At 67.7% G+C, this 14,009-nt stretch carries 12 protein-coding genes; 1 reads left to right on the top strand and 11 read right to left on the bottom strand.

Annotated features, from left to right (window positions below; all coding sequences use genetic code 11):
* Positions 1 to 308 precede the first annotated feature (308 nt).
* On the top strand, positions 309 to 767 hold the full coding sequence (locus tag BLR41_RS16150) for a gamma-glutamylcyclotransferase family protein (RefSeq protein ID WP_092629440.1): 459 nt from the start codon (positions 309 to 311) through the stop codon (positions 765 to 767).
* Positions 768 to 1,646: 879 nt separating this feature from the next.
* On the opposite strand, the gene BLR41_RS16145 is transcribed toward BLR41_RS16150, so the two are convergent.
* From BLR41_RS16145 to mbhE, 11 genes are all read right to left on the bottom strand, one after another.
* On the bottom strand, positions 1,647 to 2,867 hold the full coding sequence (locus BLR41_RS16145; protein WP_342745386.1) for a M20 family metallopeptidase: 1,221 nt from the start codon (positions 2,865 to 2,867) through the stop codon (positions 1,647 to 1,649).
* 185 nt (positions 2,868 to 3,052) lie between these two features.
* Positions 3,053 to 4,372, bottom strand: coding sequence for an amidohydrolase (locus BLR41_RS16140; protein WP_092629439.1), 1,320 nt, complete (start codon positions 4,370 to 4,372; stop codon positions 3,053 to 3,055).
* A gap of 401 nt (positions 4,373 to 4,773) precedes the next feature.
* A complete protein-coding gene (locus BLR41_RS16135) occupies positions 4,774 to 5,043 on the bottom strand; it encodes a hypothetical protein (protein ID WP_143013104.1) in 270 nt (89 codons plus the stop codon).
* A gap of 641 nt (positions 5,044 to 5,684) precedes the next feature.
* Entirely contained in the window at positions 5,685 to 7,349 is a 1,665-nt protein-coding gene (locus BLR41_RS16130; protein ID WP_092629436.1) for a BCCT family transporter, read from the bottom strand.
* Positions 7,350 to 7,556: 207 nt separating this feature from the next.
* Positions 7,557 to 7,907 carry a monovalent cation/H(+) antiporter subunit G gene (gene mnhG / locus BLR41_RS16125; RefSeq protein ID WP_092629435.1) on the bottom strand — a complete coding sequence of 117 codons (351 nt, stop codon included), beginning with the start codon at positions 7,905 to 7,907 and terminating at the stop codon, positions 7,557 to 7,559.
* A complete protein-coding gene (locus tag BLR41_RS16120) occupies positions 7,904 to 8,170 on the bottom strand; it encodes a monovalent cation/H+ antiporter complex subunit F (RefSeq protein WP_092629433.1) in 267 nt (88 codons plus the stop codon). The genes mnhG and BLR41_RS16120 overlap by 4 nt, the downstream gene beginning before the upstream one ends.
* The gene (locus BLR41_RS16115; protein ID WP_245694319.1) at positions 8,170 to 8,781 is read right to left on the bottom strand and encodes a Na+/H+ antiporter subunit E; all 612 of its coding nucleotides are present in this window, start codon (positions 8,779 to 8,781) and stop codon (positions 8,170 to 8,172) included. Before BLR41_RS16115 ends, BLR41_RS16120 begins: the two co-directional genes overlap by 1 nt.
* Positions 8,774 to 10,309 carry a Na+/H+ antiporter subunit D gene (locus BLR41_RS16110; protein ID WP_092629432.1) on the bottom strand — a complete coding sequence of 512 codons (1,536 nt, stop codon included), beginning with the start codon at positions 10,307 to 10,309 and terminating at the stop codon, positions 8,774 to 8,776. Before BLR41_RS16110 ends, BLR41_RS16115 begins: the two co-directional genes overlap by 8 nt.
* The gene (locus BLR41_RS16105; RefSeq protein ID WP_092629431.1) at positions 10,306 to 10,728 is read right to left on the bottom strand and encodes a Na(+)/H(+) antiporter subunit C; all 423 of its coding nucleotides are present in this window, start codon (positions 10,726 to 10,728) and stop codon (positions 10,306 to 10,308) included. The genes BLR41_RS16110 and BLR41_RS16105 overlap by 4 nt, the downstream gene beginning before the upstream one ends.
* Positions 10,725 to 11,291 carry an MnhB domain-containing protein gene (locus BLR41_RS16100; RefSeq protein WP_092629430.1) on the bottom strand — a complete coding sequence of 189 codons (567 nt, stop codon included), beginning with the start codon at positions 11,289 to 11,291 and terminating at the stop codon, positions 10,725 to 10,727. The genes BLR41_RS16105 and BLR41_RS16100 overlap by 4 nt, the downstream gene beginning before the upstream one ends.
* Positions 11,288 to 13,654, bottom strand: a complete 2,367-nt coding sequence (mbhE, locus tag BLR41_RS16095) for a hydrogen gas-evolving membrane-bound hydrogenase subunit E (RefSeq protein ID WP_092629425.1) — start codon at positions 13,652 to 13,654, stop codon at positions 11,288 to 11,290. The genes BLR41_RS16100 and mbhE overlap by 4 nt, the downstream gene beginning before the upstream one ends.
* Between the last annotated feature and the right edge of the window lie 355 nt (positions 13,655 to 14,009).

The raw sequence follows: 14,009 nt of genomic DNA, 5'->3' as shown, positions 1-14,009 counted from the left end.
GGTTCGCGCCGCTGGCGCTCCGAACCGTTCTCCGAGACCACGCGACGGTCACGGCACTGGGGTGTGCTCGCGGCCGTGTGAGAGGGAGCCGTGCGGGAGGAAATCGCCCTCGCCCGGAATTGGTAGAGACCATTTCGCACCCCTCGCCCCGGGCTCGCAACCGCCGGCCCAACGGTACGCCGCCACCCCGCTCGCGCGACCCACCGGTACCCGCCGGAAATCACGTGTCTCACGAGCACACGAAGTAGTGAACCGAGTACGTTCAGCGAGAGGGGACAACAGATCGAGGCGTGGTTATCCTGTGACCCGTGCCGCTATACGCCGCTTACGGATCCAACATGGATCCGACCCAGATGCTGCAACGCGCTCCCCACTCGCCCATGACGGGCACAGGCTGGTTGATGGGCTGGCGGCTCACCTTCGGCGGTGAGGACGTGGGCTGGGAAGGGGCACTCGCGACGATCGTCGAGGAATCGGACGCGCAGGTGTTCACCGTGCTCTACGACGTCAGTTCCGAGGACGAACAGGAACTCGACCGTTGGGAGGGCTCGGACCTGGGGCTGCACAAGAAACTGCGGCTACGGATCCACACCTTGGACGGCCCCACACTCGCCTGGCTGTACGTGCTCGACGCCTACGAGGGCGGTCTGCCCTCCGCGCGTTATCTGGGACTGATCGCCGAGGCCGCCGAGCGGGCCGGAGCGCCGAACGACTACGTGACCAAACTGCGCACGCTGCCCTGCAGCAACACCGGTCCGGCTCGCTGAGCGCTCCGACTCCTCGACGTCGGCCCCTTCGCTGCCGCCTCCTTCGCGCACTGCCCGGTCGTCGACTGGATGGCAGGCCGCGAGCAGCGCCAGCGCACGGCGCGTGCCACGCCGATCCGCCCTGGTGGCGATACGCCACCGCACCAACTCGACGAGCTCGCGCGCCGCGGCAGGCGTAACCACCGACAGCGTCCGCCGCAGACATGCCGAGGCGAACGTCTCGTCACCGGCCGTGCAAAGCACCTCGGTCAGCACGACGTCGAGCACCTGGGTGCGCAGGCCGTCCAGCTCCACCACCTCGGACTCGCGCACCCGGCTCTGCCGGACCACGAGCCCGCTCCCCCTCGGCGGTCGCCTGTCGTGGACAACGGTGAGGTAAGTCGCGGCGGGAACGGGAGCACAACCGTGCACCGCGAGCGCGGTCGGCCCCGACAGCACCGCCCCGGGCGCTCCCCACAACAGGGCGGCCAGCGCACGGGTGCGTGGCTGGTGCAACGACTCGGCGGGCACCAGGATCCCCGGCCACTGCGCGGCCACCGTGCCCCGGGCCAACGCGGCGCTCAGTCGCCGCCGCCCGAACCGGGCAAGTAGCCGACTCCGGGGCAGCGCCCCGGCGGCCCGTACGGCTCCGAGCAGATCGGAATCGCACCGATCTCGGGACAGGACTCGTTCCGTGCGTTCGCTCATACCGACAAGAGGAACGAACGGCACGCGGTGATACACCCCGAACGAGTGAGACCACGCTTCCTCCCGGCCGCGGCCGGTGTAGCGGGGAATTCGGAACGAAGACTTCGTGAGAGGACTCCACGACCGGGATTTCGCGGTTGGCACTCCGCGGCTGGGAAGTCGGCCCGGCCCGCGAACCGGCCCGGGGAACGGCTACTCCCGCAACGCGGTCAACGCGGTGTGGACCATCGTCCGAACCCCCACCAACAGCGCGCGCTCGTCCAGCACGAAGTCCGGTTGGTGCAAGTCGTTGGCCGGCCTCCCCTCACCCGCCACCCCGAGACGTGCGAACGAGCCGGGCACGTGCTCCAGATACCACCCGAAGTCCTCGCCGCCGGAGGACTGCGGTGTACCGCTCTGCGCCTGCTCCCCCAACGCCTCCCCGATGGCCGATCGCAGCAGCCGGGTGCTCTCGGCGTCGTTGACCACCGGCGGCACACCGCGACGGTGCTGCAGGTCGTAACCGACCCCGAGCGGGGCCAGCAGTCCCTGGACCAACTCCTGGACCAACGGGCCGAGCTCGGCCCAGGTGTCACGGTCGGCGGTGCGTAGCGTGCCACGCAGGGTCCCCTCCTGCGGGATCGCGTTGAGTGCCTCGCCGGAACGCACCGCGCCCCAGGCAAGCACGGTCCCGGTGCGCGGATCCACCCTGCGCGAGAGCAACGTCGGCAGCCCGGTTATCAACGTCCCCAGCGCGTGCACCAGATCGGCGGTCAGGTGCGGCCGGGAAGTGTGGCCACCCGGCGAGGTCAGCCGCACCTCCACCGGGTCACTGGCCGAGGTGAGAGCTCCGATACGAGTTCCGACCGTGCCCGCGGGCAACCGCGGGTCGCAGTGCAACCCGAAGATCCGGTCGACACCGTCGAGCCCACCAGCGGCGAGCACGTCCAGCGCGCCACCGGGCATGACCTCCTCGGCGGGCTGGAAGATCAACCGGACTCGGCCGGGCAGCGCGCCGGGGGCCGAGGCCAGTGCCATCGCGGTCCCCAACAGCACGGCGGTGTGCGCGTCGTGGCCGCAGCAGTGCGCCGCGCCCTCGGTGGTGGAGGCGAACGGCAGACCGGTGGATTCGGTGAGCGGTAGCGCGTCGATGTCGGCACGCAGCGCGATCGTGCGGGCCACATGGGTCTCCTGCCCGATGTCGCAGATCAGCCCCGTCCCCACCGGCAGTCTGCGAGGGCGGAGACCGAGCGCTTCGAGCTGCTCGGCCAACAGCCTCGTAGTGCGGTGTTCGGCGCGCGAGAGTTCGGGGTGGGAGTGCAGCTCCCTTCGCCAGGCCACGACGAGCTCGGAATTGTCGGCCATCCACTCGTCCAGCCAGGCGGGTCCGCGCCCTTGTCCCGGATCCGCAACCCCGGATCGCACGGGACCGATGGTCCCGCTCGTGGTGCGTTCCGGCCCGCTGGAGACGAGCGCGGTCGTGGAGTCCGCCCGGAGGGAGCTGTCCCCGGAGTCACCGAGGGCCCGCGCGGCGTCCTCCTCGGCGAGCGGGTCTGCGGATGGGTGCTCGACCACGGAGTTACCACCGTGGGTGTTGGGACCTAGCGAATTCAACGCGGTCACGTCACGCCTCCCGACGCGAGGAATCGGTTCGACGACCGTCGAAACCCGGAAGCGGTTCGATTGCGGACGGCGGCCAGCAAGCGCTCTCGCTGGTCTCCGTCGAGGGCGGCAGCCGCCGCGGTGCGGGCGAGGGCGGCGGCACCGTCGAGGACGGCCCGGTCGGCCGAGGGTGAGGCGCACGCCGCCGCGAACTCCGCCTGGTGATTGACCGCATCCCCACACTCCAGGGCGATCATCGGATGCACGGCCGGTACCCGGAGACTCACGTTGCCCATGTCGGTACTGCCGATCACGTCGTCGCGTTCCACCGCACGCGCGACCGGATCACGGCCGAGGTCGACCACGGTGCGGCGGTATGCCTCGGTGAGCCACTCGTCGGAGGACAGCTGGGTGTAGACGGGCGAGACACGCACCACTTCCGTCGAACAGCCGGTGGCGGTGCCCCCAGCCTCGAAACAGGCACGTATCCGGTCCTCCAACCGGGCCAACGATTCCGGGTCGGCCGCTCGCAGGTTGTACTCGGCCGCGGCCCGCTCGGGCACGATGTTCGGCGCCGCCCCTCCGGAGGTCACTATCCCGTGCACCATCTGACCGGCTTCCAGGTGCTGCCGCAGCAGCCCCACGGCCACCTGGGTCACCGTGAGCGCGTCGGCGGCGTTGACCCCCAGTTCCGGGGCCGCTGCCGCGTGCGCCGCACGCCCGGTGTAGTGGACTCGCAGATCGGTGATGGCCAGCGAACGCGGCGCACACACCTCCGTCGGACTGGGATGGATCATCAGAGCGGCCGCCAGCGGATCGAACACCCCCGCCTCCAGCATCGTGACCTTGCCCCCGCCGATCTCCTCGGCGGGTGTACCGAGCACGCGCACGGTGATTCCGAGTCGTTCGGCGTGCTCGGCCAGTGTCAACGCCGCACCGACCGCGGCAGCCGCGATGATGTTGTGCCCGCAAGCGTGGCCGACCTCGGGCAGCGCGTCGTACTCGGCACAAAGCCCGACGACGAACTCCCCCGAGCCGTAATCGGCGATGAAGGCGGTGTCGAGCTCGGCCACCGGTCGCTGGACGCGGAAGCCGTGCGCGGCGAGTGTCCCGGCGACGGTTTCGGCGGCGCGGTACTCGGCGAAACTGATCTCCGGGTCGGCGTGGAGCCCGTGCGACAGGTCCAACAGCTCGGCTCGGTACTCGTCCACCGCGGCACGCCACGCCGAAGCGGTGCCCGGGTCACCCGTCGACGGTTCCGGCTCGGTGGAACCGAGCCGTCCCCTCGCCGGAGGAACCGTGTCGTGACCGCTGTCGTGCGGGGATTCGGTACTCATTTGCGACCCATAGTGCAGGATACGAGCACTCGTGGCCGCCTCGGACGCGCCCCGGATAGCTCACCGGTCACTTCGACGCGCCGAACGGGTGGAGGAGTTCAGGGGAACCGAAGACCGGACGAAACAGTCACCCGGCCATCGACGAGCGAGCGGCACCACGGGGATGCGCACTGTGGACCGGGGTGTCGGGTGGATCGGCACCGGTCGGGGGGCTTCCCGGCGCCGACCCACTTCTCCGGGCGAGTGCCCGAAGTCGAGAGGCGAATTCCGACAACGTCACAGTGTCGTCGGTTCGCCACGCGAACCGTCGACTGTGAAACTCCCACAGGATTTCGCTCAGGTCTAGTCCAAGTGACGGAAAATTCACGCAAAACAGACCGTGAGTTCCGTTAAGCGGGGGTTCAGCTGCGTTTGCGCCACCGAACCACGAGCGACTGCTTGCCGCGCTTGCGACGGAGCAACAGCACGCCGGCGACGAGAACCACACCGAACGCGCCTATCACGGTTCTGCGGTCCTGCCCGCCGTCGGAATCGTCGGATGGGGAGTTCCCCTCCGACTGTGCCCAAGTGTGACTGTCCTCACGCGACACGACGCCGAGCGAGGAGCGACTCGGGAGTTCGGATGCGGTGGACTCGGCCACCAGTGGACGGACGTGGGGTTCGGCCGCCACGGCGGCTCCGGAATGCCCCGCGAGGAGGACCGCGGAACCGAAAACCGATGCGAGGAAGAGGCGCATCGGGGCCGACCGGCGTCGCGTGGCTCGGGTCACACGATCGCCTGCTTCCGTGGGGCGCCTTCGGACAGCACACGCAACAGACAACCGAACCTCCAACCGTGGCCACTCGTCGGTGTGACCATTGCATCATATTGAGCACCATGAGTGACTTTTCCGTGAAAAAACACCCAGATCGGAGCAGAGCAACCACTAGCAGTCACTCGAACGTGTAAAGCCTCGAACTTCCTACCGGTGCGAAAGCCAACCTGACCGGGAATCAGCACTGCGAACGCCGCCACACGGTTCCCCGAGGCGACGTCAATTTCTCGCGAAATCGCCACCCCCGACACCGCAGCCGGAGCGCGACTATGCGGGTGAGCAGCGCGCCTGGTCCCGGTGCGTGAGTCGGTCGCATCGCAAGGCCGAGCCGCTCGCCGCGTAGGTCGCTACTCAATAGCCGGCCCCACACTCCCAAGACGCCGACTCACGTGACGGCTACCCGACCACCCGGACAAACCGTTCCAAACATGAAAGAGGGGCTTCCCGACCGGTGTGGCCGGGAAGCCCCGTCGTTTCAGCGAACGAGCTCAGTCAGCTCAGGAGTCGGAGTCCTTCTTGACGGAGCCGTCCGAACCGGAACCACCACCGGTGCTCGCGCCCGTGCGCGTCCTGGCAGCACTGCTCCGGATGCCCTCCACCGGGCTTGGCTCGCGCTGCACGGCCAGGTTGGGCCGCTCCTGGCTGAGCGCCTTGGCGATACCCAGGCACATCAGCAGCAGCACGATGCAGAACGGCAGCCCGGTCACGATCGAGGCTGTCTGCAACGCGCTCAGCGCGTCGGCGCCGCTGGCCGCACCGGCGGCGAGCAGCACGCAGGCGATGACGCCCTCGGAGATCGCCCAGAACAGTCGCTGCTGCCATTTCGGGTTCGGGTCGCCGCCGTTGGTGAGGATGTCGACCACCAGCGAACCGGAGTCGGAGGAGGTGGCGAAGAACAGCACGACCACGATCACCGCGAGCACGGAGGCGAGGATCGAGACGATGTCGGCTACCGGAAGCTGGTCCAGCAGCACGAACATCGCCTTGTTGAACCCGGCGTCGACGAGTGCCTGACCGTCCTCGCTACCGGAGAGCACGCTACGCAGACCGGAGTTGCCGAAGATGCTCAGCCAAACGAAGGAGGCACCGACCGGGGCGAACATGGCGCCGCCGATGAAGTTGCGGATCGTCCGGCCGTAGGAGATCCGGGCGATGAACATGCCCACGAACGGCGACCAGGCGATCCACCAGCCCCAGTAGAACAGCGTCCAGCCGGCCTGCCACTCCTGAGCGCGACCGTTGCCGTTGTTCGGGAAGGTCTGGAAGCTCAGCTCCGGCAGGTGCTGGAAGTAGTAGCCGACGTTGCTGGCCAGCATGTTCAGCAGGTCCAGTGTGGGACCGAAGAAGAACACGAACAGCATCAGGGTGAACGCCAACCACAGGTTGATCAGCGAGAGGTTCCGGATGCCCTTGTCGATGCCGAACATGACCGAGACCACGGCCACGGCGGTGATCGCCAGGATGACGATGACCTGCAGCATCGTGGTGTTCTCGATGCCGAACACCGCGTTGAGCCCGGCGCCGACCTGGTTACCGCCCAGCCCCAGCGAGGTCGCCAGGCCGAACAGCGTGCCGAACACCGCGAGCACGTCGACGATGTGGCCCGGCCAGCGGTAGATCCAGTTGCCGATCAGCGGGTAGAAGGCGGCGGCCGGACGCAGCGGCAGGCCCTTGCGGAAGGCGAAGTAGCCCAGTGCGAGCCCGAGCACGATGTAGATCGCCCACGGGTGCAGGCCCCAGTGGAAGAACGTGAAGTTCATCGCACGTTGCGCGGCGGCCTGGGTTCCCGGCTCACCGACCGGCGGGTTCCCGAAGTGCCAGACCGGCTCGGCCACGGCGTAGAATACCAGGCCGATCCCCATACCGGCGGTGAACAGCATCGCGAACCAGGCGAGATTGCTGTACTCCGGCCGGGAATCGGGCGGACCGATCCGGATCGTGCCGAAACGGCTGACCATGATCGCCAGCACGAAGACCACGAAGAACGTGGCCGAGAGGATGTAGAGCCACTCGAAGTTGGTGGTGATGAAGCTATTCACATTGCTTGAGACCGTGTTCAGATTCGCAGGTGCGAGCACGCCCCAAAGCACGAAAGCGATCACCAGGATCCCCGAGGTGATGAACACCGGGGGATTGGTGTGTTCTTTCAGATGCTGTTTCATTACTGTACGTCACCTTTCCAGCGCATATCGACACAATTGCCATCTGCGCCGTAAGCAACCAAAGATCGCAACGGACGCGTTCGGCCACTGTGGTGGCTTCCCCAGCGCGGACCGCATATCACAGCGAACCACGGTAAAGACTGTTCCGGCGAATGTGAAACTCCAGCGCCAAACGATATGCAGTTGAAACACGAAAAATGTCGCCGGTCACAAAGTTCGACCGCGTTCGTGTTCGATCCGTCGCGCAAGGTGATCGGCGTCGAGGGTGTCCCGGCGAACACTGCCCGCCCGGTAGGCGGCACGCCCGACGAGCTGGGCCAACACCGGTGCCGTGATGGCCTGGAACAACCCGACCAGAATGAGCCCTGAGGCGTATCGCACTTCCAGATGCACCGCACTGCCGAGCAGTATCAACACGAGGCCGAGGGTTTGCGGCTTGGTAGCCGCCTGCAGCCGGGCGGCGACATCGGGAAAAGTCAACAATCCTATCGCACCGAACAGACAGGACACGGCACCGGCTATCAGACATACCGCCGAGAACAGATCCAGCCAGCTCATCGATGTGACTCCTTCTTCTCGACGAGACGAGCGGCACTGACCGAACCGATAAACGCCAGCAGGGCGAATGCCGCGGCCAGCGCGACATTCGATCCGTCCTCGTTCCTGCCCATCCCCACACATGTGGCGGCCACGATCAGCGTGATGAACACGTCCAGCGCCACTATGCGATCCAAAGTGCCCCGTCCGAGCAGCAAACGCACCAGAGAAAGCAATCCGGCCAGACACAACAAACCGAATGTGATAGCGAACACCACGCCCATCATCCGACCTCCGACCGATGATTCCGATCCACCATCCGCACTTGCTCACCCGTTCCCACGGCGTGAACCACCCGGCGTTCCCAGCCGAGCACCTCACGCCGCACCCGCTCGGTGGCGTGTTCTCCCGCACCGAGCGCGTATACGTAACAGATCCGGTTGGCCCGATCGATCTGCAACACGAAATTGCCGGGGGCGAGCGAAACCGCGTTGGCCACCATGGCCATCAGGTGGTCCGAGTCGGTGACCAGCGTCACCGCCACGATCGACGCCCGCACTCGTGGTCCCCGCACGATCGCTTCGAAAGCCACTCGCCCGGTGGAGACCACCAGATCCCACGCCAGGAAGAGCACGAGCTGACCGAGGCGCAGCGGACGCAGCCGGATGTCGGTGGCGATCGGCGGTGCCGGGAAGAACCAGATGACGAGCACCCCAACCACGATCCCGAAGAAGGCCGTGCCGGGATCGTAGGTTCCCCAGAGCAGCAGCCAGACCAGGACCAGCCAGCCCAGCATCGGCAGCCTGCGCACGGCTCGCCCGATCGGATACCGCCTGCTGACCACGTGCTCACCGCGGGTGCGCCGTTGCCGGTGGCGCGGTTCGGGATCAACCACCGGAACCACCTCCCAGCACCGCCGTGCGGTACGCCTCCCCGGTGATCAGGTCGGTGGCGGCACGCTGGCTGATCTCGGCGAGCGGTCCGGCGAGTGCCGCGACGAGCACGGTGGACAGCACCAGCACTCCGGTGGCCTGCACCATCCCCGGCGAGGTGTCCCCCGTACCCACGACGAGTTCGTCGGTGGGATCCGGATCGCCCTCCGGCTCACGCACCTGCCCCCAGAAGGCCCGAGTCCACACCCTGGCTACGGCGTAGAGCGTGAGCAGACTGGTCAGCACCACGACACCGGTGGCCACGTAGCCCCACACGGTGCCGACCCCGATCCCGGAGCGCAGCAGCGCGAGCTTGGCGACGAAACCGGAGAACGGCGGTACCCCGGCCAGGCTCAACGCGGGCACGGCGAACAGCACGGCCACCAGCGGGGATATCTTGGCCAGGCCGCCCATCCTGCTCAGCGCGACCGTTCCGGTGTAGCGGGTGATCAGACCGCTGACCAGGAACAGCGTGGCCTGCACCGTGATGTGGTGCACGATGTAGAGGATCACCCCGGTCAGTCCGGCAATGTCGTAGACGCCGAGCCCGAACAACATGAACCCGATGTGGCTCACGAGCAAAAACGAGAGCATCCGGTTGAGGTCGTTCTGGGCGAGCGCGCCGAGCGCGCCGATGATCATCGTCGCCATGGCCAGGGTGAGCATCAGCGGCCAGCTCGGTTCGCGTTCGAAGACCACGATCTGGGTGCGGATCATGGCGTAGATGCCGACCTTGGTCAGCAACGCGGCGAGGATGGCCGTGATCGGCGCGGGCGCGTTGGGATAGCTGTCCGGTAGCCAGAAGTGCAGCGGAACCATGGCCGACTTGACGCCGAACACGATGACCATGAGCAGCGCCAGCGCACGCACCGGCGCGGGCGGCAGTTGCCCCATCTCCAGCGCGAGGTCGGCCAGGTTCACCGTGCCGGTGGCGGCGTATACCAACCCGATCATGGTCAGGAACAGCACCGAGGAGGACAGGCTCACGATCGTGTAGGTCATTCCGGCCCGCACCCGGCTCGCGGTGGTGCGCCGGTTGATCAGCACGTAGGAGGAGGCGAGCATGATCTCGAACGCCACGAACAGGTTGAACAGGTCACCGGTCAGATAGGCCAGTGACACTCCCGAGCACAGCACCAGGTAGATGGGGTGGAAGGTGGTGCTGGCGGCTCCGCGTCCGTAGTCGGTGATGCGCTGGCCGATGGAGTACAGCAGCACCGCGAACATCACGACCACGCTGATCAGCAGCAGCAGCGCGGCCAGCCGGTCGGCCACGAGCGCGATCCCCACCGGGGCGGCCCAACCGCCGAGGTGCAGCACCAGTGGGCCGTGCACGTCGGCGAAGTACAGCAGCACCGCCGCGTCCACGACGATCACGCCGAGCACCAGCAGCCCGAGCAGGCGTTGCACGTCGGCGAACCGTCCGAACGCCATGGACAGTCCGGCCGCGGCCAGCGGAAGCAGCACCGGGACGGCTACCAGTTCGCTCACCGGGTGGCCTCCGAATCCAGTTCCCGCTCGGTGTCCTCGTCCGCTTCGGCCAGCTCGGCCTCCAACCTGCGGATCCTGCGGTCCTCCACGTCGTCCTGCACCTCGTCGTGCCCGAGCAGCTGCCAGGCGCGGTAGGCGAGGGCTAGCAGGAACGTGGTCAACGCGAAGGTGATGACGATGGCCGTGAGGGCCATGGCCTGCGGCAACGGATCGGCCATCCGTCCGATCGGGGTATCGCCGAGCATCGGGGGGCGGCCGGCCTGACTGCCACCGGCCAGTTGCAACAGCAGGTTGGCACCGTGCCCGAGGATCACGATGCCCAGCAGTACACGCATCAGGGAACGCTGCAGCAGCAGGTAGAACCCGGTGGCGTAGAGCCCACCGAGCACGATCGCCATCGTCAGGTTCACGGTGTTCATCGGGATCCACCTCCCAGCTCGACGATGTCGGCCTCGATACCCGAGCCGAGCGTGCGCAGCAGGTCGAGCACCACCCCGAGGATCAGCAGATAGACACCGATGTCCAGGAACAGGCTGCTGACCACCTTGATCTTGCCGAGCAGCGGGACGGCGAAGGTGAAGCTCGCGCTCTCCAGCACCACACCACCGAACAGCACCGGCACCAGACCGGTGAGCACGGCGATCGTCAACCCGATCCCGATCAGCACCGGTGGGCGCATGGACACCGTGGAGCTGTCGTCCAGTCTGCCGCCCGCGAGGTAGCGCAGCACGAATGCCTGACCCGCCACCAGACCGCCGCTGAATCCACCGCCGGAACGGTAGTGCCCGGCGAACAGCAGGTACACCGAGAAGACGATCACTGTCGGGAACACCACGCGAGCGACGAGTTCCAGCAGGATGGTTCGCTCCCGGGGATCCCGGCTGTAACCGGAGAGCAGCCAGCGCTCGGCCGGAGCGTCGGAGTGGAACCAGGCACCCACGGCCGTTTCCTCCCGTCCGTCGGATGCTCGGGGATCGGTCATGTTCGCCCCTTTCCGCCGCCTTCGCCGGGCAGCCGCCCGGCCGTGAAGCGGGATTCCCGGTCGGACCTGGCGTGTTTCCTACGACGTGCGGATCCGGCACTGAGCACCAGGCTGGCCACTCCGGTGGCCGCCACGGCCAGTACCGAGAGTTCGCCCACGGTGTCGAAGGCGCGGAAGTCGATGATGATCGCGTTGACCACGTTGGTGGCGGAGGTGCCCTCCTCCGCGCGTTCCAGGTACTCCCTGCTCACCGCCGAGGGGGTGTCGCGGGCCGAGCTGAAGATCAGCGCGGCGAACCCGACGAACACCCCGCCCGCCAACGAGATCAGCACCTTCGGCAGCCGCACTCGACGCGAGGACGGGGTCTCGGTGAAGCGGGCGGGCAACCGGCGCAGCACCAGCACGAACGCGATCAGCGTCAGCGTCTCCACCAGGAACTGGGTCAGCGCGAGGTCGGGGCCGCCTCCGACGATGAACATCCCGCCGATGGCGTAGCCGATCACTCCCACGAGCAGCACCGCGGTGATCCGTCGTGTGGCGCGGAGCACACCCGCCGCGGCGATCAGGATGACCAGCGCCAGCGGCAGTTGCAGCACGTTGTCCCACCAGCGCAGTTGTTCGATCGGGGTGACCCTGAGCAACAGCACCGAGCCGGGAACGATCAGCACCGTGAGCAGGATGATCCCGAGGTAGGTGGGCAGTGAACCGACCTGCACCCGGCCGGTCACCCCGACGGCGAGCCGTTCCAGCGAGCCCATGACGCGTTCGTAGCCGCGTTGGGCCTGCAGCGGCCTCGGCAACCGGTCACGCAGCCGGTTCAGTTCGGGGTTGCAGGCGGCGAGCGCCAGGCCACCGAGCAGTGTGATCAGGGAGAACAACAGCGGGAGCTTGAAGCCGTGCCAGAGCCCCAGGTGGTAGTCACCGGAGCCGCCCACCGCTCGTTCGGCGTAGGTGGCGGCGAGTTCGTCGGTCAGCGGGTAGGCGACTCCGAGCGCCAGGCACAGCAGCGCGGTGACGGCGGGTGGGAGCAGCATCCCGGCGGGCGTGGGGTGGACCTCGGTGGGCATCGTGCCGCGCTTGGACGCGAAACCGCCGACCAGCAGTCGTGCGGTGTAGGCCACCGTCAGCACGGAGCCCAGTACGATCCCGGCCTCGACCACCGCCACGGATCCGCCGCCGAGATAGGCCTCGAAAGCGGCTTCCTTGGCCACGAAGCCGATCATCGGAGGCACCCCGGCCATGGACATGGCGGCCAGCACCGCCACCGTGGCCACCCAGGGAAGACGGCGACCGACCCCGGAGAGTTCGCGGATGTCCCTGGTGCCGGTCTGGTGATCGACGATACCGATGACCAGGAACAGCGTGGCTTTGAAGGCGCCGTGGGCCAGCAGCATGCCCGCCAGGGCCAACTCTCCGGTGTAGCTCCCGGAGCCCGCCAGCACCATCAGGAACCCCAGCTGGCTGACCGTGCCGTAGGCCAGCAGCAGTTTGAGGTCGTACTCCCGCAGCGCGCGCCAACCGCCGACGAACATGGTGAGCAACCCGAACATCGCGGTCACCACGGGCAGGTAGGACACTTCGGACAGCACCGGGGTGAGCCTTCCGACCAGGAAGACGCCCGCTTTGACCATGGAGGCGGCGTGCAGGTAGGCGCTGATCGGGGTGGGGGCCACCATCGCGGCGGGCAGCCAGTTGTGGAACGGAACCTGCGCCGACTTGGTGAACGCCCCGACCAGGATCAGCCCGGTGGCGACGGCGGCCGCGGAACCGGCGGGCGGTTCGGCCGCCAGTTGCGAGATCCGGTAGGTGCCGCTCGACTCGCCGAGCACGATGAACCCCAGCAGCATCACCAGGCCGCCCAGGGTGGTCACCAGCAGTGCCTGCAGCGAGGCCCGGCGGGATTCCCTGCTCACCCCGGACTGGCCGACGAGCAGGAACGAGCAGATCGTGGTCAGTTCCCAGAAGATGTAGAGGGTGAGCAGGTGGTCGGCCAGCACCAGCCCGAACATGGCGCCCGCGAAGGCCAGCAACAGTGGGGCGGAACGTTTCGCGTCGCCGCTCGGGGTCTCGAAGTACCACCTGGAGTACAGCAGGACGAGCACGCCGATCCCCGACACCAGCAGCGTCATCACCAGTGCCAGGGCGTCGAGTCGGAACACGAACTCCAGCCCCAGCGTCGCCGACCAGGTCACCCGCTCGACGGGCTGATCACCGGCCAGCACCGCCGCCGTGTGCGCCAGTGCCCAGCACAACGCCGCGGCGGGCGGCAGCGCGGCCACGAGGTAGGCGGCGCGGGTGTGGCGCATCGCGACCGGAGGCAGCAGGAACGCCACCAGCAGGTGCGAGGTCACCAGCGCGAGCACGAATCCCTCCCCTGCTGCGGCGTTGCGGGTCTGCTGTGGCGTTGCGGGTCTGCTGTGGCGTTGCGGGTCTGCCGTGGCGTTCCGGGCCGGCGGCGCCGCGACACGGTCCGCACACCGGTGCTTCCGTCATCGCCTGCACTCGTGGTGGCGGGCCGGGCACGAACCCCGGGCGACGGCACGGCTGTGCCGTCCGGACCAGCCACGATGACCCGATCACCGTCAAACTTAGCCCACGATCGCCCGAAACACCCGATCGTTCCGGCTCACGGAGCAGGGTGTTTCGCGTCCCGTCACGGCGTTTCCGCCGGTTTCGGCGACGAACCGGCCGCGCGACCGGCTTCCGGAGAAGCCGATC

Source organism: Actinopolyspora mzabensis (assembly GCF_900101095.1).
GTDB lineage: Bacteria > Actinomycetota > Actinomycetes > Mycobacteriales > Pseudonocardiaceae > Actinopolyspora > Actinopolyspora mzabensis.
This window is presented reverse-complemented; position numbering and strand designations above follow the sequence as displayed.

Excerpts from the sequence above, each read along its gene's own strand:
- BLR41_RS16120 (WP_092629433.1), bottom strand. The coding sequence starts at position 8,170 with ATGGGCGTGGTGTTCGCTATCACATTCGGTTTGTTGTGTCTGGCCGGA.
- mnhG (WP_092629435.1), bottom strand. The coding sequence starts at position 7,907 with ATGAGCTGGCTGGATCTGTTCTCGGCGGTATGTCTGATAGCCGGTGCC.
- BLR41_RS16130 (WP_092629436.1), bottom strand. The coding sequence starts at position 7,349 with ATGAAACAGCATCTGAAAGAACACACCAATCCCCCGGTGTTCATCACC.
- BLR41_RS16100 (WP_092629430.1), bottom strand. The coding sequence starts at position 11,291 with ATGACCGATCCCCGAGCATCCGACGGACGGGAGGAAACGGCCGTGGGT.
- BLR41_RS16105 (WP_092629431.1), bottom strand. The coding sequence starts at position 10,728 with ATGAACACCGTGAACCTGACGATGGCGATCGTGCTCGGTGGGCTCTAC.
- BLR41_RS16140 (WP_092629439.1), bottom strand. The coding sequence starts at position 4,372 with ATGAGTACCGAATCCCCGCACGACAGCGGTCACGACACGGTTCCTCCG.